Genomic DNA, 21343 nt, shown 5'->3' with positions numbered 1-21343 from the left:
CTGTTTCTAGATGGTCATTAAAGGGAGAGATGATAGCAATGATTACAATTCAAAATAAATGGACGTTGATTACAGGTGCTTCTTCAGGAATAGGTGAAGCGTTTGCTCAAGAACTTGCAGCCAAAGGAAGTCATTTGATATTAGTCGCCCGTTCCGAAGATAAATTGATTGCTTTAGCGGAAAAATTACAAAGAGAATTTCATATTCAAGCGGAGGTTATCGTTGCTGATTTATCGCAAGAAGGTTCTCCTAGCAGGCTCTATCAACAATGTATGGAACGTGGTCTGAACGTTGATATTCTTATTAATAATGCAGGTTTTGCTACGTATGGGCTTTTTGAACAACTATCTGGTTCGAGACAACATGAAGAGGTGATGCTAAATGTTTTGGCGGTAGTAGATCTAACCCATTTATTTTTGCCAGAGATGTTAAGAAGAAAAAGCGGAGTGATTATAAACGTTGCATCAACAGCAGCATTTCAACCTCTCCCTAATATGGCTGTATATGGAGCGACAAAAGCTTTTGTATTATCATTTACACAAGCACTATGGGAGGAAAATCGGAAACGGGGAGTACAATTTCTTGCGTTATGTCCGGGGTCTACGGAAACAGAATTTTTTAATGTTGTAGGAGCCGATGAAGCTTCAGTAGGGAAGCGAGATACTCCAGAAAATGTGGTTCAAGTGGCTCTTCGGTCGCTTCAGGCAAAAAAAATATTTGTTGTCCCAGGATTTTCAAACTATATTTCAGCTCAAATGTCACGTTTTTTCACACGTAAACAAATGCTTTATTTAGTTGGACGTATGCTCCGTACGCGACATTAATAAGTCAACATTTTGCTTCGATGATGTAAAATAAAGAGCCGTTATCTATGGATTACTCCATGATAGCGGCTTTTTTTAAAAGTTAATTGCCTAACTCCGAATTCTAACCCTACTTCTTTATGTCCTTCGATGGTACTATGATATAAAAATAGAATGATGCATATAGAAAGGACGACAGTATGAGAAACTATCTAATTTTGGGGGCAAGTAAAGGTTTGGGAGATGCATTTGTGAAAGGTTTACCTGAGTATGGTGATCGAGTGTGGATCGTCTCCAGAAGCAGACCGGGCAGTCTGGATCTTAATGATGGCATACAGCGGGTATGGATTGCAGTAGATCTATCGCAGCCAGATGCCGCACAAGTCTTATCAAAGGGAATTCAAACGGAGAAGATTGATGTTCTAGTTTATAACTTGGGTATTTGGGAGAAAGAAGGTTTTGAGGATCACTATACTTTTGACAAGGATGAGACGAGTGACATTGCCAACATTATAAATGTGAATATAACTTCAACAATTACCTGCATACAGGCTGTATTACCTAATCTTCGTCAATCGGAAGCAGGAAAAATTATTCTTATTGGCTCCACAGCAGGACTGGATCATACCAATAACGCCCAGGTATCATTTGTAGCTTCCAAGTTCGGTCTGCGTGGTATTACACATGCATTGCGTGAGCATGTACGTAAGGATGGCATTGCAGTAACTTGTGTGAATCCGGGTGAGCTGGCAGCAGAAATTCCTTATGAGGATGGCGCGGAAAAAGCGATTGCAGAATATAGCGGCACAAGAATTCCTGTTCAGGACATTGTCTCCATTGTGAAATGTATCGTTAACCTCTCTAGTGCTTCCTGTGTCAAAGAAATTCATATTCCAGCAATGGCGGATTTGAATGCATAATAAATCTCATTTATCCGTTAAGATTTCATTAAGATTCAATACGAAGATAAACCATATAATTGGATTATAGAAAGGTGAACAAAAAAGTGCTACATAAGCGCGCCAACTAGCACGACTTATTATTAGGTAGTAGTAACGAAGTGAATATATAAGGCTGTCTACCAGTAGAATCTTACTAGTAAACGGCCTATTTCTGTTGGGATTTAATAGAGAGTCGGGTGGATTTTTTTAAAAGAAGGCTTATAAATTCCCAACTTTTTTTGGACATATATTGGGCTAACGAGAATATAACTATACAATAAAACACTTGTTGAAGAAGAGGAAAATACATTAACGGTTAGGAGAAATGAACGATGGAATTCGAACTAGGCAGCATTTTGAAACTAGTGAAACGTAGGCTGCTGTTCATCATTGTATTATGTATTGTTGCGGTCGGAATTGCTAGCTTCGTTAGCTACTATGTCTTAAAACCGAAATACGAGGCGACGGCTTCTATTCTTATTCAAGGGGATAGGCAACAGAAAGCCATCAATGACATTATGGCTGGGCAAAAACTAGTAACCACTTACGGAGAAATTATCCGAAGCAGTAGAATCGCTGAAGAGGTCGTTAGAAGACTGCAATTAAACATGACCCCTGAAAAACTATTAGAAAAAGTGAAAACAAGAACAAGTAGCGAGTCACTCGTGACGACGGTAATTGTATCGGATTCTAATGCTCAGCGGGCAACGAATATCGCGAATGGCTTTGGTGAGGCCTTTAATGAGAACATCCAAGCGATTATGGGGGTAGAGAATGTTGTGCTTCTTGACCGAGCCAAGGTTCCTTTCGAGGCGATCTCACCCAAGCCAGTATTCAATATGGTCGTTGCTTTCGGACTTGCATTGATTGCTGGGATCGCATTTTCCATTCTACGGGAATTGGCGGAGAAACCTGTGAAAAGCGCCAAGAATATTCAGTTGGATTTGCAGCTTCCTCTTCTGGGAACGGTGGGAAAATTGAAGCCGCGGAAACGGCGGGAGAAGACGAAATCCAATTCAGTAGAAGGAGCCAGCAGACATGAAGAAGAAAACGCCAAGATTGTATTGCCTGGAACAACCGAAATCATCTAATGGTGACCAATTCCGAACGATACGATCTAATATTCGTTATACCCGAGTTGGTGGAGAAATTCGATCTTTATTAGTTACAAGCTCACTTCCGAATGAAGGTAAATCAACAGTGGCGATGAACTTGGCCATAGCGATGGCAGAAACGGGAAGAACTGTGCTGCTGATCGATGGGGATTTGCGTACACCAACGGTGCATAAGGCATTCGATCTACCCAATTGGATCGGATTAAGTAGTATCCTAGTGGATCAAACCCGTGTGGATGAATGTATTTTCCCTATTGAGGGATCAGAAGGACTTTCTGTAATGACATCGGGTCCGATCTCCCCAAATCCAGCCGACTTACTAGGATCAACAGGAATGAAAAGGTTATTTGCAGAGCTTAGTGAGAGATTTGATACGATTGTCATCGATTCTTCTTCGGTGTTAATGCCTTTTTCGGATGCCCTTATCTTGGCAAAGATGACCGAAGGGGTACTGTTAGTCGTAAAATCCGGGAAAGTGCTCTTAAAGCATACCAACTCTGCAAAACAGATCCTTGAGCAGCAAGGAGCACATATTTTGGGAGCGGTTTTGAATTATCGAAAAAGTAGCAAACGTTACAAGATTCGCGGTGAAGATTTTGCCGATTGGGCCTCAACTTCAGGGTTGGTCTAACGCATTATGACACTTGCTTCTCTTCGTTATTTATTCGGAAATATCACATACGCTGGCGCTCAATTCGTGATTGTAATTTTGCTTAATAAATTTGGCTCATCCGAAATCGTTGGGCAATATTCGTTAGGGCTTGCGGTGACTGCTCCCATCTTCATGCTGTCGCATCTGCATCTGCGTTCGGTCTTGATCGTTGATACATCTGGAAAATATCTTTTTGGAGATTTTTTTGGCCTTCGTCTCGTGACAACCGCAGTTGCATTCACGGTTACAGCAGGTTGTTGCATCCTTAGTGGTGCTGATTGGAATACAGCTTTAGTCATATTTTTCATAGGATTGTATAGAATTGTTGAGTCGGTCAGCGATATTTTATTGGGTATCGTTCAGAAGCAGGAAAGGCTAGATCAAATCTCTTTCTCGAGAGCTGCTAAAGGATTGTTCTCCATACTTGTCTTCGCCCTCGTATTTATCCCTACTCAGAGTCTCATTCTAGCGTTATTAGTCATGATTATCGGATGGTTAGCAATAACCATTGGATATGATGCTCGCAAAGCGAGAGTGCATACGTCGCTCAGGCCACTTTTTAACAAAAGACGATTATGGGGCTTGCTGCTCGTAAGCTCACCCCTTGGCGTGGTGCTGGCGTTGATGTCACTAAATACAAATATCCCACTATACGCGATTTCATATTTTAAAGGAGAACATGACTTAGGCATATACGCTACGCTCTCATACATGATCGTTGCCTGCAATGTTGTTGTGACTGCACTCGGTGAAGCGATAACACCACGTCTTGCCCGTTGGCACGCTAGCGGACGACATAAGGAGTTCATCTCTTTACTCAGTCGAATGATTGCAATGGGTATAGGAATTAGTGCGATCGCTTGTTTGATCGGGTGGATCTTTGGTCATCAGCTACTAACTCTTCTATTCAGTCCAGATGTGGCTGCTGAGATAGGTTTATTTCATTGGTTGCTCGTTTCTACCCTATTGGTATTTGTAACGTCTTACCTGTGGTATGCCATAACGGCTACCGGGAAGTACAAAGCGCAGATTCCCTTGTTTCTGTGTTCCGTGATCACTAATGGGCTTTCTTGTCTAATATTCGTGCCTATTTTCGGGGTGATAGGTGCTGCGGTGGGGGCTAGCTTGGCCTTATTCGTTCAGATGATAGGCAGTGTGATCGTACTTTTCTTGGTAATCCGTCAGGCAAGGAAACAGGTACAACGGGAATTGGCCGCATAGAGGCAATTTCTCATAGGAAAGTAGGGGCTTGTATGACATCTGTACTCGTTGTAGGGAAACCCTACACCATGCGTAATTTATTTCTGTTTGCGGTTATGGGTTACATCATCTGCCTTCCGGCTCAAATTGATTTCGGTGGCGCATTTCGAATCGCACCCTCTGACCTTTTCTTAATGCTTGGTTTGTTTGCAGCAGGTTTACACCTCAAATTGGACCCGAGGCAGTTCAGTTCTTGGCATTGGGGGATGTTGTTTATTTTCGTCCTTGCTTCATTTGTATCCATTTGGCGCAATGGATTCATTACGCAATACGCTCTATTGCAAAAAGATTTTGGGTTTATACTCCTACTGCTCACTTACATCATGCTTGTTCAGGCTGTAGACAGCTGGGATCGGTTATATAAAATGCTACGAGCTTTTTTGATCAGTGTGCTGATCTTCAATGGCGTCGCTTTGTTCGATTTTTTTAGTGGAGTGAAGGTTCCGTTTATGGTGCAAGACGGTCGCCTCTCCGGGATGCTAATTGATCCGAATGCATACGGCGGATTACTAGTTACGGCTTTTGCCATTCATATCATGACGAGTGGAGACGGGGTGAAGCTGCTAAGGGGATGGGTGAGTACGCTAGCGACGATCACCTTAGCCGGGGGCATAATAATGACTTTTTCGCGTTCGTCATGGATAGGTTTGTTCCTTGTTCTGCTTACATTACTGCTGACTAATCCTTCTCGACTTCTCAAGATCGGCATGGGGTTTAGCGTCGCGTTTGGAGCATTGCTGTTGTATAAAGGTACAGCTTATCTGGATGTGCTTGGGAATATGGCCAGCAGACCCTCGCAGATTCAGTCGCGTCTAGACATCATTGGGAAGGCTGTGGAGTGGATCGCTCAAAGTCCATTATTAGGGATTGGACTCGGTAGCTATAACTATGAACTGCGGATTATTATCCATAATACTCCGATCTGGTTTATGACAGAATTTGGCTTGTTGGGCTTGATTGTGTACGGCGGATTCATGATCTGGTTCTTCATCGTTGGGATCCGTTCTTATCGCGCGGCAGATAGGGTGAACAGACCGATCATTATGGCATTATTGCTGTCTCACGCAGCGATGATTGGACTTTCGATGGGTATTGAAGCCTTATTCCAGCGGTATTGGTGGTTCATGATGGCTATGAACGCAGCTTGCATCCGATTAACGAATACGGGATGGAAAGGAGTGAAGCGATATCGAACCAAGGGCACTGAAAAGTCAACGGGTCGTAACCTACGACAACAAACAGAACAAGCGCAATAACAAGAGGTTCGGGAGCATACCTGCTGAAGACTGTGGGCCGGTAAGAGTTGCTTTTGTAGCCTCCATTTTTGGGCATTTTGAGAGTTTTCATCTACCTTACATGGCGTTATTGCAGCAAAAAGGTTGTGAAGTGCATGCTTACGCGCAGCCAGGGGAAGCGAGATTGCGATTAGAAGAGAAGGGGATCGTGTGCCATGATGTGCCCATTCAGCGTAGCCCTTTACAGATGCAGAACTGGGCAGCGCTAGGGATATTAACGGAAAGCTTCAAGGAGGAGGGGTTCCAGTTCATCCATGTACATACGCCAGTCGCTTCGATTCTCGGACGGATTGCGGCCCATAAAGCAGGTGTACCTTGCACATTGTATACAGCGCATGGTTTTCATTTTTTCAAGGGAGCTCCTTTTCTGAACTGGATGCTTTATTATCCGCTCGAGAGGTTAATGGCTCGCTGGACAGATGTGCTAATCACCATAAATAGAGAAGATTATGAACGCGCCCAGAAATTTTCTATACGGAAAAAGGTGACTTATGTGAGTGGTGTAGGACTTGATCTCCAGGTTTACGGCAGTGAACAGGGTCATCCTGAAACTGCGTCGGAGAAGGCAGATAGGCGACGCCAACTGTTTGATCTGCCGAAGAGTGAGCATGATGAACCTCCCTTCGTCATCCTATGCGTTGCTGAATTGAACGCCAACAAGAACCAGAAGCAGTTGATCGAAGCGCTGGGTCAGTTGGGGTCTCAAGCAGGCAACATCCATCTGGCTTTTGCGGGTACAGGACCGTTCGAGCAGACTCTATTGGAACTTGCTAATCGGCTGGTTGTCAGCGATCGGGTGCATATGCTTGGGTACCGTAGAGATATTCCGGATCTACTCAGAGCATGTGATGTTGCTGCACTTGTGTCTTATCGCGAGGGACTACCTCGGGCGATTATGGAGGCGATGGCAATAGGGAAACCCGTTATAGGTACTCATATTCGGGGGATTCATGATTTGATCGAACATGAGTCAACAGGCATGTTGGTTCCTGTTGGTGATATTACCGCTACCGCTAAGGCTTTTACTCAATTACGTGATAATCCAGCATTAACTAGGGCAATGGGAGAAGCAAACAAGGAGAGGATCATTCGTTACGGGTTGCCTGCGGTGCTCCGTGAAATGGACTCGATCTATATAGAAGCGCTAAACAAGGAGGAAAGAAAGCGGGTTCCGTCTGAAATGCATGCCAGCCTATCGGGGGATTGAATATTCACTCTCACTTAAAAGGCGAGTAAATGAATTTTTAGTTAATTAGGGAGAAAGAAGTGATGAAAATGCGGATCGTCCGTTTGGTCATGTTGGATGCAGGGATTATTGCGGCTTCAGTGTGGCTTGTGTTTTTACTTCGGTTTGATTTTCAAATCCCTGAGATGTACGTGTGGATGCTTCCGTGGGCAATATTGATTCACATTGCGGTGTATGCGGCCTTCTCATTTGGATTCAAAGTGTATAACAATATCTGGCGATACACCGGAATGAGAGAGTTACTGCAGCTTCTAAAAGTGAGTGTATTAACCCTCGTTGGAGTGATTGCTGTCAACCTATCCACCCATGCAGTAATTCCTTCCTATCGACTACCGATTTCTATCTATTTTGCAGCGGGTTATGTGTTTCTGGGCATTGTTGGGTTACGAATGGTTAAACGTCTTCTTAATGATGGATTTGAGACAACGGGTGTGAAGGATGCCTTCGAAGGTAATCTTCTAATCATTGGGGCTGGTAAAGCAGGAATCCTCGTTACGAAAGATATCAAGCATTCAAGGTTCAAATTTATGCATCCGGTCGCTTTCATTGATGATGATGCATCCAAACAAAAGCTGGAAGTAATGGGGCTGCCGATTGTGGGTAATAGAAATTTCATTCCCGAGGCCGTGAAACAGCTGGACATTGCGTTCATTATTATTGCCCTCCCGACAGCGCCACATAACGATTTAATGGAGATTATCGAGATCTGCAAATCAACAAAAGCACAGATTAAGCTAATGCCTAGTATGACAGAAATTTTGGACGGGAAAATGGCAGTCAATCGAATCCGTGAAGTGTCCGTAAATGACTTGCTGGGTAGAACTCCTGTTGAGATTAATACTGAAGAGATTCGTGAGAATTTAGGGAGTGAGTGTATTCTCATCACGGGTGCAGGAGGCTCCATTGGCTCAGAACTGTGCCGTCAGCTAGCTGCGTATCGTCCGAAGGAAATGTTGCTGCTTGGTCATGGTGAGAACAGCATTTACCTGATTGAACAAGAGCTACGCCAGTTATATCCCGATCAGAAGATTCAACCTATCATAGCTGATATTCAGGATGTGTCGCGGATCGATAGTGTTTTTCAGAATTTCCGACCTACGATTGTGTATCACGCCGCTGCGCATAAACATGTGCCCCTTATGGAGATGAATCCGGTGGAGGCGGTAAAGAACAATGTGATCGGAACAAGGAATGTAGCGGAAGCGAGTGCCAAATATGGTGCTAAGCGGTTCATTCTGATCTCTTCGGACAAAGCGGTTAATCCAACAAGTGTCATGGGAGCTACAAAGCGAGCGGCAGAAATGATTATTAATGATCAGAATTCATCTAGCAAGACGGTTTTTGCTGCTGTCCGTTTCGGTAATGTTCTCGGTAGTCGGGGAAGTGTTATTCCGTTATTCAAAAGACAGATCGAGAGTGGTGGCCCGGTTACGGTTACCCATATGGATATGGTGCGGTATTTCATGACGATCCCTGAAGCAGTGCAGTTGGTTATCCAGGCGAGCGTACTGGCACAAGGTGGCGAGGTGTTCGTGCTTGATATGGGTAAGCCGGTTCGGATATACGATCTAGCAAGAGATTTAATACGTCTGTCGGGCTTAGAACCCGATAAAGATATCCCTATCGTGGTCACGGGCATTCGTCCCGGAGAGAAATTATTTGAGGAACTCCTGACAGAAGAGGAGGGATTGATGGTCACCAATAACTATCGCATCATGATCAGTCGGCCTCAAAGTGTTTCCAGATCCGAATTGAATTTGGTCCTTGGTGTGCTGGAGAATTTGTGCAAACGGTACGAATTTGTGCCAAGCAGTTATCAGATTAAGAAATTATTAAAGCAGCTTATTCCAAGCTATTCGGGCTTTCAGGAAGAACCACAGGTGGCTACTCATGAGCTTGAACGGATCAAATCCGAAGTTCATGCGGGGATCTAAGTGATGAAGTCGTTTATGAGTAGATGGAACAAGAAATTGCGTTTGCGTGGTAAGAGTGACAAGGAATTCACAAGAAAGCAAATAGTCATGCGGCGAATTGGAAGATTCGCCCTGATTGGTTTTCTGATTGTGATTGTAATTGGTGGCATTTGGATTAGAGGGGTATTAAATGCTGAGCAGCGATTTCAAAAGGCTGCCCTTAATCCATTAACGATACCTAACTCGAAAATTTCTGCAGTACCTGTGGGGAAGACGCAGTCGGATGGGACTACAAAAAGTCCAGCAAATGCGGATGGCGTGGTACTACCATCGACTGAACCAGCAGCATCGCCAGAAGCAACCGATAAAAAAACTTCATCCTTTAATGTTGTATTAATTGGAACAGATACGTGGGGTGGGGAAATCTCGCGTGCAGACACGATAATGGTTGTGCATGTAATGCCGGAACAGCGGAAGGTGAACATCGTCTCTGTACCGCGCGATACAAGGGTTTATGTACAAAATGTTGGCTACACCAAAATTAATCATGCTCATATTGTTGGTGAGTCCAAAGGTGGGAATGAGCAAGGAACGTTGACGCTCATTCAAGCGGTGAGCGACTTTATGAATATTCCCATTCATCATTACATCAAGACGAATTTCTCTGGAGTTCGTGATTTCATCGATTCAATCGGTGGGATCGACATGGTAATCGATCAGGATGTCACAATAACCCCAGAGATTACCATCAAAAAAGGCGAACAGCATTTGGATGGTGTGCATGCTCTCTACCTTGCTAGGGCGCGTTACTCTACTCCGAACGGTGACTTTAGTCGTCAAGAGGAGCAATTCAATATCGTTAGAGCTGTGGCCAATAAGCTGTTGAGCCCTGAGCATCTTCCGGATCTGGCGGGATTATTGCTCCATGAAAAGAAAGACATTATCGATACAAGCTTCAGTGACAGTGATTTGCTCAGCTTAGCTTGGTTATTCAAGGGAATAACTTCCGAGGACTTTAAATACGAGCAGATTCCAGGCAACAACAGTTTTGGTTCTGATCCGCTAGTCAGAACTAAGGTGTACTACTGGAGTGCTGATTTAAAACAGGTGAACTCACTGAAGGAACGTCTTTTTACGGATTAAGAGAAAGGCGGGAGGAGCACTAACATGTATCGCCATATGAAACGAGGCTTCGATCTTGTGGGAGCGATCGTTATGTTATGTATATTTAGTCCGGTCATGGCTGTGGTGGCGTTGTTGATTCGAATGAAGCTTGGAAGCCCAATCTTGTTCAAGCAGCAACGACCAGGGCGGGGAGAGAAACCCTTCTTTATCTACAAATTTCGGACCATGGCTGAACTGTATGACACACAGGGTCAGCCGTTACCAGATGAGCGACGATATATCAAATTTGGCGGAATCATCCGGAAGCTAAGTCTGGATGAACTACCACAATTGGTGAATGTTGTGAAGGGAGAAATGAGTCTGATTGGTCCAAGACCCTTACTCATGCGTTATAGCCCATACTATTCCGAACAGGAGAGGTTGCGTTTCTCAGTAAGACCAGGAATTACGGGATTAGCACAGGTTTCAGGACGCAATACTTCGTCTTGGAAAGACCGGCTTTCGTATGATGTCACCTATGTCGAGAATTTAAGTTTCAGACTTGATGCGCTTATATTATGCAAGACCGTCTTGAAGGTGATTCGCCAAGATGATGTTGTAGCCAATCCAGGTCGGCATAGCCTGCCTCTGGATGAGTATAGGTTGAATAAAAAGGAGGGCCAGGCATGAGTGTGCAGTTTAGACCGCTGCATGAAGACGATATACATCATGCATGCCGGCTCTTGAAGAGCAACTTACCGGAGCATGTGTACAATCAAACGATATTTGCTTGTACGGGTTATCCAGCATATCTACAAGCGGCTTGTAAGTGTGGAGGTCATTCGGCCACATTGTTGATTGGAGCCTATCTTGGAGAAGTGCTCATTGGATTCGCGGAATGGCGAAGAATGGAACAAATATTGGTTCTGAATAATTTAAATGTGGATGCGGCGTTTCGCAAGGACGGTATTGGCGGAATGCTCATGGCGTACGGAGAGAAATTAGCCAAGAAGGACGATATTAAGAAGTTGGTACTGGATGTGTTCTCGTGGAATGAACAGGCGCATGCTTGGTACCTTCGCCTTGGCTTTGTAGAAGAAGGACGTACTTATTGGTATGTGAGGGATCTGGATCGTTCATTAACGGCTAGCGCAGATGTTATTGCTTCTGGAGTGGATATAGATGATGAAGAAGTGACTTACATTATTGATGATTACCCAATGGCAGAGGCTCATCATCTAAAATACGGATTTTCTTCATTTAGGATTAGAACGAAGCAGAAGACTTCAGTTGTGGGCCGGCTCGGCGAGCAGTATTTTCGCATCCAATTGCAAAGTGGGGAGTGGGACGGCGGATATCCACTAACCGATGTGTTACTCGACCTTGACCGGGAGAGAAAGCTGTTATTGCTCTCATCCGATGCATTCTTACGTGAGAGAGACCCAGCGCTAAGCTTAAGCACTGAAAGTATACGTATGATCAAGATATTGGATTAGCAGCGAATGCTTCCAAAGTAAGTTTTGTCGAAGTACCTCAAGGAAGCGTACGCTAACATAACTTTTAGGAGGTGACGTATGAGTGATTTCATTGTGCTTAATAGCTCGCATTCTGAAGAATGGGATGCTTATTTGAATCAGATGGATAGTAAGGATATCTATTTTTCTGCAGATTTTTTTCGGCTGTTTGAGGATGATGATCATCAACAGGCAGAGCTGTTTGTTTTTAAGCAAGGTGAGAAGCTCATCATTTATCCTTACTTACTTCGCTCCATTAGCCATCTTCCCGCAGTCATCCAGCTGGGACTTGAAGGAGAATGGTATGACATCAGCACACCTTATGGATACGGGGGGCCAATATCTAATGTGCCTATAGGAGCGGAACGAACAGAGTTGTACCGACAATTCAGTGATACGTTTACAGATTACTGCAGAGAGAAAAAGATCATGACCGAGTTTGTAAGATTCCATCCTTTCATAGGCAATGCCGCTGAATACCAAAAAGGGCTTACTACGGAGCTCAATCGGAATACAGTATACATGGATTTGACAGTTGGCTCAGAGTCAGTGCTAATCCAGAACTATGGCAGCAATCATAAAAGAAATATCCGTAAATTAAAGTCAGCTCCATTCACCATTCGAAAGTCGGATCTTAAGGATCGGATCGAGCCTTTCATCGAGTTATATTACGGGACGTTAAATGATTTACAAGCAGATCCCTTTTATTATTTCCCTCGAAAATTTATAGAAGATACAAGCCTTATGCCAGAAGGACGGGTAGCGCTGTTTGAGGCGATGGATGGGGAGAGGAGTGTAGGGGCAAGTATTGTACTCCTTGATCGACCATGGATGCATTATCACTTATGCGGTTGGGATCGAACTTATCTGCAGTGGTCACCCACCAAATTTCTCATCCACGCAGCAGCCGTGTGGGGGATGGAGAATGGATACGACAAATTCCATCTCGGTGGGGGATATAAGGGGAATGACGAGTTGTTTCAGTTCAAGCTAAGATTCGCTACTCAACTAGAACCACTAGACTATTACTTAGGTAAGCGAATATTTTTCCCCGAGGTGTATGAACGAATGATTGCACTCTGTGACACTGGGGTTGCGGGAAATTATTTTCCGCTCTACCGGCATCCATCTCTGTTGAATCAAAATATCATGGACCACGCTCTGAAGTAAGATAATAAGATATGTATTCCATTTGGATTAAGCATCCAAATGGAGAAAGGAGCAAGGCATGAGTATTCGTCAACCACGCATTCTACCACGAATCTTGTTATCCCCGCCGCATGTAAGTGGACGTGAACAGGCTTATTTGGAGGATGCAATTCACTCTGGCTGGATCGCTCCCATCGGACCACAAGTCGATGCTTTCGAGCGGGAGATGGCCGACTATACAGGTTCAAAGGGTGCACTTGCATTAAGCTCTGGAACAGCGGCAATTCATCTCGCACTACGTCTAGCTGGCGTTTCTCAAGGAGATTACGTGATTTGTTCGACGCTCACGTTCGTAGCTAGTGCCAATCCTATTTTATATTTGGGGGCTACACCTGTATTCGTAGACTCAGAACCAGAGACATGGAATATGTGTCCACTAGCCTTTCAGCGGGCCTGCCTGGATTTGAATGATAGAGGGATACTGCCTAAAGCAGCTGTTGTTGTCAATTTGTACGGGCAGAGCGCAGACATGGAACCAATTGTAGAAATCGCGAATCGTTACGGTATTGTTTTAATAGAAGATGCTGCGGAATCCCTCGGTGCCTTTTATCACGGAAAGGCCAGTGGTACTTGGGGCCGCTTCGGAATCTATTCTTTCAACGGGAATAAAATTATTACAACCTCAGGTGGAGGTATGCTTGTATCGGATGATACCGATGCATTAGATCAAGCCCGTTTCTGGTCTACCCAAGCACGTGACACTGCTCCACACTATCAGCATTCCGAAATGGGTTATAACTACCGGCTAAGTAACCTGTTGGCAGCCATAGGACGAGGGCAACTGGAGCTACTTGAGGAAAAGGTCGAACGACGTAGATATATTTCTAAAGTGTACTCAGATCGATTGGGATCCATTCCGGGTCTTCATTTCATGCCGGAAGCGCCAAATTGTCGCAGTACACGCTGGTTAAGTGCGCTAACGATTGATGAAGAAATCGCAGGCTTCTCCGCTAATCAACTCTTAAAGTGCCTGGAATTCAACAATATAGAAGCTAGACCTGTATGGAAACCTCTACATTTGCAACCTCTGTTCGAGAACGCCTTCTATTATCCATACATGGAGGGACAGAGTGTATCTGATCAATTGTTCACAAAAGGTGTATGTCTACCTTCCGGTAGCTCTTTATCGGATGATGATCTGGTACGCGTAATGGATGCGATAGAGTCTTGTATTCAGAACCGCTGAAAAATTACTTAGCAATCCATCCGTTAGCACCGGTTCCGCTTTCCTTCACATAAAAAGTGGCTTTCGCTAGACCATCTGTTCGCATAGCCAGACTGCCAATCGGAGCGGTAATCGTTCCCTCAGGCGATCCTTCCACAATAAATACTGCAGGAAGTAATGTTCCACCAACGAGTCGGACTGCCCGTTTGAAGTTGCCATAGGTAGAGAACCATTCAGTTAAAGCATACGGATTATACAAGGTACCAAGAGAAGTACCCTGCATGGCAACCAATGTTTCGAATTCTAAAATGCGTTTTACCTTTACAGAACGGGTATCAAACACTGCTACATTGTTCAGGTGCAGGAAGGACTTAGCTGCACCATAAGATGACGCTAGCACGACTTGATTGGTCCCGCTGTTACGGACAATCATATTGTCGACAGTAACCATCGCGTCAGACTCTGTTGTGAATAATTGTAAGGTACTGCCCGTTAAGTCCTGTGCATCTATCGTCCCCACATAAAGATCTCCTCCGTCGATTCGGACTCCGCTTGCTAAGGTGGAACCCGAGCCGTACATCCCTAACGAGCCGATATGCAATCTTGGTTTTCCTCCAGCAGCATTAAACGCAGCGTAGATCGCAGGGCCGCCAATTCCATCGAACTTTGCGCTTCCGATATCAATAAATTGTGAATAGATCGTTTGTAGACCGTAATTAGCTTTATGATCCGTCGAGCGAATAGACAAATGGCTGATTTTTAGCGTCAATCCATAGGATAGCAATGCTGGACTTACTGATCCACTTACACGCATATCTAGTGAACCGATGTCGAGAGTCCAGAGTCTCGTTATCTCATCTGAAAGTCCAGTTGTCATATCATTGCCGAAACCAGTTGTTGTCAAAGAGTCGAATCGTTGATAAAAGCTACGCGTTCCCTTGAAGATGTCTGGTTCTACATCGAGTGAATTGGCGCCATTAAACCCAGGTGCACCACCGCGACTGTTATTTAATACCGCTCTGTTGACATGAAGCTGGTCTACAAAATGGACTACAAAGTTCTTTCGACCAGCCGTTTCACAATACGCATATCCAATATGCACATTAACGGATGGGATATCTTCTGTCCCTCCAATGAAAATATTATCACCATAGCAATCATGAGAGTACACCGATTCGATTGTTATATTTTGCGAAGAAGAAATGAACAAGCCATGAAGTTGATCGTTGACGGCTGTTTTAACAGTCGAAGCACTTCCGTCTATTTCGAGGCTGCCGGATATCGTGATGTTTGCGGCATTTAACATAACAAGAACTCGAGTATCCGATGGTGGGTTAGGGGCAAGCACCAATTTTGAGCCCGCTTCAAAGCTTAGGTTAGTTCCGGTTGGAATACGAAGACACCACCAATCTAGGACTGAAGGGTTACGCATGTGGCCGGAAGAGACTTTATATACACCAGGCGGAAAAATAACGACCTTGCGTTTGGCATTTCCAGCATTAATTGCATTTTGAATCGCGACGGTGTCATCTTTGGTACCATTCCCTGTGGCTCCATAAGATCGAACATTCACGTAACCGTTAGTTTCAGGATCTAATTTAATAGAAGTGACTGCTCCGTCCGCAATAACGGACGTTGATACAGAATTATCTGGAATAGGTGCAGTTGCCATATACTTCACTCCTTTATTTTTTGATTTGAAATATAAGGCTAAGTTTCACGTTATAAATCATCCTTATATTTCTATGAGTAACGGTTGTCGTCCATAAAGGATGACAACATCGTTTCTTCTTAAGTATTTTATGTGAACTTTTCTACAGATGCATGGTACAAAGAGCACTTTACAGGGCGAAAGGAGTTTTTTATTTGAAGGTATTAGTAACTGGGGGGCTTGGTTTTATTGGGTCACATGTTGTTGACCGGCTTATAAGAGAGGGGATCGAAACTGTAATTGTAGATAATTTATCGGGTGCTTCCGGCTCATTCTATAGAAATCCTTCCGCTGTTTTATATCCGTACGACATTCGGGACGAGACTCTGGGTGAAGTCTTTATCCGTGAGAAACCGGATGTGGTCATTCATCTGGCTGCACAGATTGACGTAAGAGAATCTCAGCGCAATCCATTGTTTGATGCGAATGTGAATATTGTTGGCACACTTAACGTCCTGCGGATGTGTGAGGCCCATCAGGTTGAAAAGATCGTGTACGCCTCGTCGGCCGCTGTATACGGTAATCCTGAATATTTGAGCATTGACGAGAAACATCCCTTAAATCCTGAATCTTGTTATGGGGTATCAAAAAGTGTTCCTGAGTCTTATATTCGGATGTTTGCCAGCATGCATGGGCTGAAGTACACCATTCTTCGTCTTGCTAATGTATATGGACCTCGACAAAGCTCGCATGGTGAAGCTGGTGTCGTTTCGATTTTTCTGGATCGCATAAAGCAAGGCAAGGAGCTTGTGATTTATGGGGATGGAGAACAGACCAGGGATTTTGTCTATGTTGAGGATGTTGCACAGGCGTTTGTAAATGCGGCTTGTACAGATGAGAATGCGGATAATCAGATCATAAATATTAGCTGCGGGGTGGCGACCTCCATTAATACGATTGTAGAGATGATAGGCGGTATTACAGGTCGGGAATCCCAGACAACATATGAACAGGCTCGACCTGGAGATATTCTTCATAGCTATTTAAATAATAGTAAAGCAAACGAGTTGATGTCCTGGTCACCTCACCATGATCTTCACCAGGGACTCAAGAAGACGATTGCAGCCCGATTGACTGTAGGCAGTGCTGTGGACCATTAATCGCAAATATCGAAAGGGGTCATCCCCATGGAACGAAAATTAAATTCGGAAATGTTTGTTCTACGTAGTATAGCCTGCTTAAGTATAGCGCTGTTACATGCTTTATATCGAGTCTATGACGATGGGAACACGCCTTGGGTAGAGTCAGTGGGTCTACTGCTTACATTTGGCACACCGGTATTCGTATTTATCTCGCAATTCGTATTGTCTTTTGCATACCCGGACGGAATTCCCGCGAAATTTTGGGAGAAACGGATCAAGTATATTTTGCTTCCTTACTTTTTTTTCGGAGCTTTGTACGCAGGGTTAAAAGGATTGGATATGGCGGGCAGTGAGGGGATTCCGCTTCTTCAGGCTTTTTGGTACTTTCTCTGGCGTCATTGGTTACTTGGCGATTTTCATGGCTACTTTATCCTAATTATCTTTCAGTTTTATGCCTTGTTCCTCTTATTTCAAAAGCATGCCAAAAAATTCACTCCACGCTCTATACTGATTGCGTCATTCGTTATTAATGTGGCTTACTTAGGTTTTTTCAATTTCACCAAACCCGTAGATACGGTAGCTGCTCAATATATTTGGGATAAATTGTATTGGGTTTTCTCTCCGGGGTGGATTTTCTACTTTACTGTGGCTTATTACTTGGGGCGAAATGAGGCTTGGTTCCGGGAAAAATTAAAACAGTTCCGTTTAGCTGTCTACGTGCTTCCAGTTGTAACAGGCGCGTTTGTGCTATTCGTGAATGGGCAAGGCTGGATTACGGCACATAGTTCCAAGAGAATTGATATGTTACTTTTCGCCATGAGCATGATTCTACTACTCTTCACAGTGGCTTCTGCATTGAAAAAAGTACCGCGTGTGCTGGAGTGGAGCAGTAGATACTCCTTCGGCATATATTTGCTTCACCCGTTGTTGTTGGCTTTATTCGTCAAACTTCCTTCTTCGTTCGGGTTGCAAAACCTTGGACTATTCAGTGTGCTTCTCCAATTTGTCGGATGTGTGGTAGGATCGGCGATCATCATGAACATAGCGAATCGTATTCCTGGCGGAGCCTTTGTGTTCGGTCGAGTCGGGATTGGAATCAATCAGAGAAAACCCCCGAAACCGCTGGATAAGCCCATAAGCTCGAGTATAGGGAACATGAACTAGCTAAAAATAGACCACTAAACTTCCGTTTTTCAGGTGATTAGTGGTCTTTTAATATTGTCTTGGCTCTTACATCGCACTAGTTTCGGACCGTATAGTTCTTATTTCCATAAAAACACACATTTTGGTAGTGGTTTTAAGCAAAAGCAGCATCTGAGTCCGATAATCTCGCAAAATGGCCAAAACCATTAAAATAAGGGCTCCTCAGACCGATCAATAATCGAGGGGATCTGAAATAGTTGGAATTATCGGTGAATCCTATTATAATGGGTTTCTTGATTAAATGTAATTATGAATATTCAAACATTTACATCCAGAGAATAATGCATCGTGCAGAACTTTAGGAGGAAACGAGAGTGGAACTTGGAATAAGTACCTTTGTCGAGACAACGCCCGATGTCCAAACGGGTGAGACAATAAGTCATGCAGAACGACTACGTGAAGTAGTGGAGGAAATTGTACTTGCCGAAGAGGTGGGACTAGATGTATACGGAGTGGGCGAGCATCATCGTAATGATTATGCGGCTTCATCACCTGCGGTTGTGTTAGCGGCAGCTGCATCGTTGACTACGAAGATTCGGTTGACCAGTGCCGTGATGATCCTGTCTTCAGCAGATCCCGTACGTGTATTTCAAGATTTTGCAACGCTAGATGGCATTTCGAGTGGACGTGCAGAAATTATGATCGGCCGCGGCTCGTTTACAGAGTCTTTTCCATTATTCGGCTATGATCTGAAAGATTATGAAGAACTCTTTAATGAGAAGCTGGAATTGTTATTAGCCATCCAAAAGTCAGAAAAAGTAACCTGGAGTGGTAAACATCGAGCGGCCATAAACAATTTGGGGATTTACCCGCGTCCGGTTCAAGATCCGTTACCGATTTGGATTGGGAGTGCAGGTAGTCCAGAGTCTGCGATCCGCACTGGAGCATTAGGTTTACCTTTTGTATTAGCTATTATTGGAAATGTTCAGCCGCTTGATTATGCGAAGCATGTGCAGCTTTACAAAAAAGCAGCGGCTGAAGCCGGATATGATCTTTCAAGCCTGCCTATTGCCTCACACTCACACGGGTTTATTGCTGAGACTAATGAGTTAGCACTGGAGAAATTTTTCCCTTCAACGCATGCTCGGACCAATGTGCGGGCGAAGGAAAAAGGGACACCCCCATACCATCGTTCCGATTATGATGCAGCATGCAGCTTTGATGGCGCTCTGTACGTAGGTGATCCAGAAACCGTTGCGAACAAAATCATTCATCTTCGCAAGCATGTTGGAATTACGCGATTCTTTTTACATATGCCCCACGGTACAATGCCTCATGAGGATGTTATGCAGGCGATTAGACTGCTGGGAACGGAAGTAGCTCCTCGTGTTCGTGAAGAAGTAGCGCGCTGGGAATCAAGTAATCGTTAACGAATAAGCTGCGTCCTTAGGACGTGGCTTTTTTGTGCGGTATACTAAAATAACGAATAACGTTATATAAGGGAGGGGCAATGGAGACTATTCATTATTTATCTCAATTCAATTTGCTTCAATCGTTAGCGCTGGAAGATCTAATGGAAATGGAAGAGTTAACTCGAATAACAGTAGTTCCGAAAAATACATATATCCAGACACCGACAACCTTCTCTGAAGGATTATTTTTTGTGAAAAAAGGAAAGGTGCGTTTATATCGATTGAATGCGGATGGGAAGCAGTTTACTTCGGATATTCTGAGTGAGGGTAATGTTTTTGGCGAAATGAACGTGATTTCGTTTGGAACCAAAGATCATTACATTGAAGCCATGGAAGAGTGTCATATCTGTACAATTGATCCTGTAAGATTTGAAGAATTCGTAGCTACTCGACCTAGATTTTTGATGTCATTAATGCAAGTATTGAGTGATCGACTAAAAAGTATGAGTCAGTTAACTCAAAACCTAGCCATCGGAAATCTGCATGATAAAATATTGTGTGTTCTTTTAAAGCTATCGGATCAACTAGGCGTTAAAAGTGAGGATAATTATTATAAAATCAATGTTCCACTGTCACATCAAGAAATCGCCAATTTGATTGGTGCGAGCAGAGAAGCGGTTACTGTGGCATTGCAAGAATTGGTAAAAGCTAAGGTGCTTCAGACTGGGTTCAAAACTATACGTATCCATCATGATAAGATTTTGGAAAGAAATTTATAAAGATTATGAGCTGTAAATGAGATTACATCTTTATGGTTAGAAATACCCGTATCCTAGATATAAGAAGAAGGTTATCAAAGCCTTTAAAATCATAGGTGAAGGGAAGATTTATATGGAGCATAGGAAGGGAGCTCGAAAAGTTAGCGATATTCCTGCTGATGTTGTTGGACTATTGCATAAAGGACAATTACAGACTGTAAATCTAACGGAATGGCTTGCTGTGGACCATATGGTCTTGATAGAAAATGTACTGGACGAGCTAGGTTTTGGACAGGAATCCGAACCAATTTTACAAAGGCTTCGCGATTCATCGGAAAAGAAAATCATGAAGCTCATACCGGCTATCGCGCGGGAGTGGCAACAGGTATTGGAGTGCAAATCAGAGGTGGAACAAGTCCGAGTATTCTCAGCATTAGCACAGCATCGTTCCGATAGTGTCCGCTGTTGGGCTGCCTATATGATCGGTCTAAATCAATCTTTAAGTCTATCGCAAAAGCTAATGGATATCCGTCCCTTTGCAGCGGATGATCATTTTGGGGTACGTGAGATTTCATGGATGGCTTTAAGGGAATCGGTCATTGCAGAATTGGATGAATCCATTAAGTTCTTAGAGAGCTGGGTTCATGATCAAGATACGAACATAAGGAGATATGCAATTGAATTGACGCGGCCACATGGGGTATGGGCGAAGCATATTACTGCGCTAAAAGAAAACCCAGCAATAGCACTTCCATTATTAGAACCACTTAAGTCAGATCCGGCAAAATACGTTCAGGATTCTGTAAGTAATTGGTTGAACGATGCGAGTAAAAGCAATCCAGACTGGGTGCAACAGCTTAGTGAGAAGTGGTTAATTTCTTCGAATTCCAAGGAAACGAAACGGATTGTAAAACGGGCAACAAGGAGTATTACTGAACTACGTTGAAAATGAAGTATCGTTTTAGAATGGATGATAAACGTCAAACACTATGGCTAATTAGCTAATAAGTGTTGGCGTTT

At 43.8% G+C, this 21343-nt stretch carries 19 protein-coding genes; 18 read left to right on the top strand and 1 reads right to left on the bottom strand.

From position 1 onward, the window contains the following. Window positions 1-38 precede the first annotated feature (38 nt). The 13 genes from MKY99_RS17425 to MKY99_RS17365 all read left to right on the top strand — a co-directional run bounded on the left by MKY99_RS17425 (window position 39) and on the right by MKY99_RS17365 (window position 14238). Window positions 39-824: an SDR family oxidoreductase gene (locus tag MKY99_RS17425; protein ID WP_339265304.1), complete on the top strand. Its 786-nt coding sequence runs from the start codon at window positions 39-41 to the stop codon at window positions 822-824. Between the two features lie 179 nt (window positions 825-1003). Then, entirely contained in the window at window positions 1004-1723 is a 720-nt protein-coding gene (locus MKY99_RS17420; protein ID WP_339265301.1) for an SDR family NAD(P)-dependent oxidoreductase, read from the top strand. 353 nt (window positions 1724-2076) lie between these two features. Further along, window positions 2077-2835: a Wzz/FepE/Etk N-terminal domain-containing protein gene (locus MKY99_RS17415; RefSeq protein ID WP_042189097.1), complete on the top strand. Its 759-nt coding sequence runs from the start codon at window positions 2077-2079 to the stop codon at window positions 2833-2835. Then, entirely contained in the window at window positions 2783-3490 is a 708-nt protein-coding gene (locus MKY99_RS17410) for a CpsD/CapB family tyrosine-protein kinase (protein ID WP_339265300.1), read from the top strand. The genes MKY99_RS17415 and MKY99_RS17410 overlap by 53 nt, the downstream gene beginning before the upstream one ends. A 6-nt stretch (window positions 3491-3496) precedes the next feature. Continuing rightward, the gene (locus MKY99_RS17405; RefSeq protein WP_339241840.1) at window positions 3497-4732 is read left to right on the top strand and encodes an oligosaccharide flippase family protein; all 1236 of its coding nucleotides are present in this window, start codon (window positions 3497-3499) and stop codon (window positions 4730-4732) included. Window positions 4733-4764: 32 nt separating this feature from the next. Beyond that, window positions 4765-6027 carry an O-antigen ligase family protein gene (locus MKY99_RS17400; RefSeq protein ID WP_339265298.1) on the top strand — a complete coding sequence of 421 codons (1263 nt, stop codon included), beginning with the start codon at window positions 4765-4767 and terminating at the stop codon, window positions 6025-6027. Beyond that, complete coding sequence (locus tag MKY99_RS17395; protein WP_339271694.1) at window positions 5960-7273, top strand: glycosyltransferase family 4 protein; 1314 nt, start codon at window positions 5960-5962, stop codon at window positions 7271-7273. The genes MKY99_RS17400 and MKY99_RS17395 overlap by 68 nt, the downstream gene beginning before the upstream one ends. 62 nt (window positions 7274-7335) lie before the next feature. After that, entirely contained in the window at window positions 7336-9246 is a 1911-nt protein-coding gene (locus MKY99_RS17390) for a nucleoside-diphosphate sugar epimerase/dehydratase (protein ID WP_339265296.1), read from the top strand. A gap of 3 nt (window positions 9247-9249) precedes the next feature. Next, window positions 9250-10368 (top strand): LCP family protein, encoded by a 1119-nt coding sequence (locus MKY99_RS17385; protein ID WP_339265294.1) that lies wholly within the window; start codon window positions 9250-9252, stop codon window positions 10366-10368. A gap of 24 nt (window positions 10369-10392) precedes the next feature. Further along, complete coding sequence (locus tag MKY99_RS17380) at window positions 10393-11019, top strand: sugar transferase (RefSeq protein WP_143759584.1); 627 nt, start codon at window positions 10393-10395, stop codon at window positions 11017-11019. Next, complete coding sequence (locus MKY99_RS17375) at window positions 11016-11825, top strand: GNAT family N-acetyltransferase (protein ID WP_339265291.1); 810 nt, start codon at window positions 11016-11018, stop codon at window positions 11823-11825. The genes MKY99_RS17380 and MKY99_RS17375 overlap by 4 nt, the downstream gene beginning before the upstream one ends. Window positions 11826-11903: 78 nt before the next feature. Then, the gene (locus tag MKY99_RS17370) at window positions 11904-13013 is read left to right on the top strand and encodes a GNAT family N-acetyltransferase (RefSeq protein WP_339265290.1); all 1110 of its coding nucleotides are present in this window, start codon (window positions 11904-11906) and stop codon (window positions 13011-13013) included. 58 nt (window positions 13014-13071) lie between these two features. Then, window positions 13072-14238, top strand: coding sequence for an aminotransferase class I/II-fold pyridoxal phosphate-dependent enzyme (locus MKY99_RS17365; protein ID WP_339265287.1), 1167 nt, complete (start codon window positions 13072-13074; stop codon window positions 14236-14238). A gap of 4 nt (window positions 14239-14242) precedes the next feature. On the opposite strand, the gene MKY99_RS17360 is transcribed toward MKY99_RS17365, so the two are convergent. Further along, the gene (locus tag MKY99_RS17360) at window positions 14243-15889 is read right to left on the bottom strand and encodes a glycosyl hydrolase family 28-related protein (protein WP_339265285.1); all 1647 of its coding nucleotides are present in this window, start codon (window positions 15887-15889) and stop codon (window positions 14243-14245) included. 194 nt (window positions 15890-16083) lie between these two features. Between MKY99_RS17360 and MKY99_RS17355 the strand changes: the two genes are divergently transcribed. From MKY99_RS17355 to MKY99_RS17335, 5 genes are all read left to right on the top strand, one after another. Further along, entirely contained in the window at window positions 16084-17028 is a 945-nt protein-coding gene (locus MKY99_RS17355; protein WP_339265283.1) for an NAD-dependent epimerase/dehydratase family protein, read from the top strand. A gap of 27 nt (window positions 17029-17055) precedes the next feature. Then, window positions 17056-18174 carry an acyltransferase family protein gene (locus MKY99_RS17350; protein ID WP_339265281.1) on the top strand — a complete coding sequence of 373 codons (1119 nt, stop codon included), beginning with the start codon at window positions 17056-17058 and terminating at the stop codon, window positions 18172-18174. A 353-nt stretch (window positions 18175-18527) separates the two neighbouring features. Then, window positions 18528-19583 (top strand): LLM class flavin-dependent oxidoreductase, encoded by a 1056-nt coding sequence (locus tag MKY99_RS17345; RefSeq protein WP_339265279.1) that lies wholly within the window; start codon window positions 18528-18530, stop codon window positions 19581-19583. Between the two features lie 80 nt (window positions 19584-19663). Next, window positions 19664-20344 carry a Crp/Fnr family transcriptional regulator gene (locus MKY99_RS17340; RefSeq protein WP_339265277.1) on the top strand — a complete coding sequence of 227 codons (681 nt, stop codon included), beginning with the start codon at window positions 19664-19666 and terminating at the stop codon, window positions 20342-20344. Between the two features lie 112 nt (window positions 20345-20456). Beyond that, window positions 20457-21269, top strand: coding sequence for a DNA alkylation repair protein (locus tag MKY99_RS17335; RefSeq protein WP_339265274.1), 813 nt, complete (start codon window positions 20457-20459; stop codon window positions 21267-21269). The last annotated feature ends 74 nt before the right edge of the window (window positions 21270-21343 follow it).

The sequence above is a fragment of the Paenibacillus sp. FSL R5-0470 genome (assembly GCF_037975205.1).
GTDB lineage: Bacteria > Bacillota > Bacilli > Paenibacillales > Paenibacillaceae > Paenibacillus_AQ.
This window is presented reverse-complemented; position numbering and strand designations above follow the sequence as displayed.

Bases quoted from the DNA above. Each gene is read 5' to 3' on its own strand.
- MKY99_RS17425 (WP_339265304.1), top strand. From the start codon at position 39: ATGATTACAATTCAAAATAAATGGACGTTGATTACAGGTGCTTCTTCA.
- MKY99_RS17420 (WP_339265301.1), top strand. From the start codon at position 1,004: ATGAGAAACTATCTAATTTTGGGGGCAAGTAAAGGTTTGGGAGATGCA.
- MKY99_RS17415 (WP_042189097.1), top strand. From the start codon at position 2,077: ATGGAATTCGAACTAGGCAGCATTTTGAAACTAGTGAAACGTAGGCTG.
- MKY99_RS17410 (WP_339265300.1), top strand. From the start codon at position 2,783: ATGAAGAAGAAAACGCCAAGATTGTATTGCCTGGAACAACCGAAATCA.
- MKY99_RS17405 (WP_339241840.1), top strand. From the start codon at position 3,497: ATGACACTTGCTTCTCTTCGTTATTTATTCGGAAATATCACATACGCT.
- MKY99_RS17400 (WP_339265298.1), top strand. From the start codon at position 4,765: ATGACATCTGTACTCGTTGTAGGGAAACCCTACACCATGCGTAATTTA.
- MKY99_RS17390 (WP_339265296.1), top strand. From the start codon at position 7,336: ATGAAAATGCGGATCGTCCGTTTGGTCATGTTGGATGCAGGGATTATT.
- MKY99_RS17385 (WP_339265294.1), top strand. From the start codon at position 9,250: ATGAAGTCGTTTATGAGTAGATGGAACAAGAAATTGCGTTTGCGTGGT.
- MKY99_RS17380 (WP_143759584.1), top strand. From the start codon at position 10,393: ATGTATCGCCATATGAAACGAGGCTTCGATCTTGTGGGAGCGATCGTT.
- MKY99_RS17375 (WP_339265291.1), top strand. From the start codon at position 11,016: ATGAGTGTGCAGTTTAGACCGCTGCATGAAGACGATATACATCATGCA.
- MKY99_RS17370 (WP_339265290.1), top strand. From the start codon at position 11,904: ATGAGTGATTTCATTGTGCTTAATAGCTCGCATTCTGAAGAATGGGAT.
- MKY99_RS17365 (WP_339265287.1), top strand. From the start codon at position 13,072: ATGAGTATTCGTCAACCACGCATTCTACCACGAATCTTGTTATCCCCG.
- MKY99_RS17360 (WP_339265285.1), bottom strand. From the start codon at position 15,889: ATGGCAACTGCACCTATTCCAGATAATTCTGTATCAACGTCCGTTATT.
- MKY99_RS17350 (WP_339265281.1), top strand. From the start codon at position 17,056: ATGGAACGAAAATTAAATTCGGAAATGTTTGTTCTACGTAGTATAGCC.
- MKY99_RS17340 (WP_339265277.1), top strand. From the start codon at position 19,664: ATGGAGACTATTCATTATTTATCTCAATTCAATTTGCTTCAATCGTTA.
- MKY99_RS17335 (WP_339265274.1), top strand. From the start codon at position 20,457: ATGGAGCATAGGAAGGGAGCTCGAAAAGTTAGCGATATTCCTGCTGAT.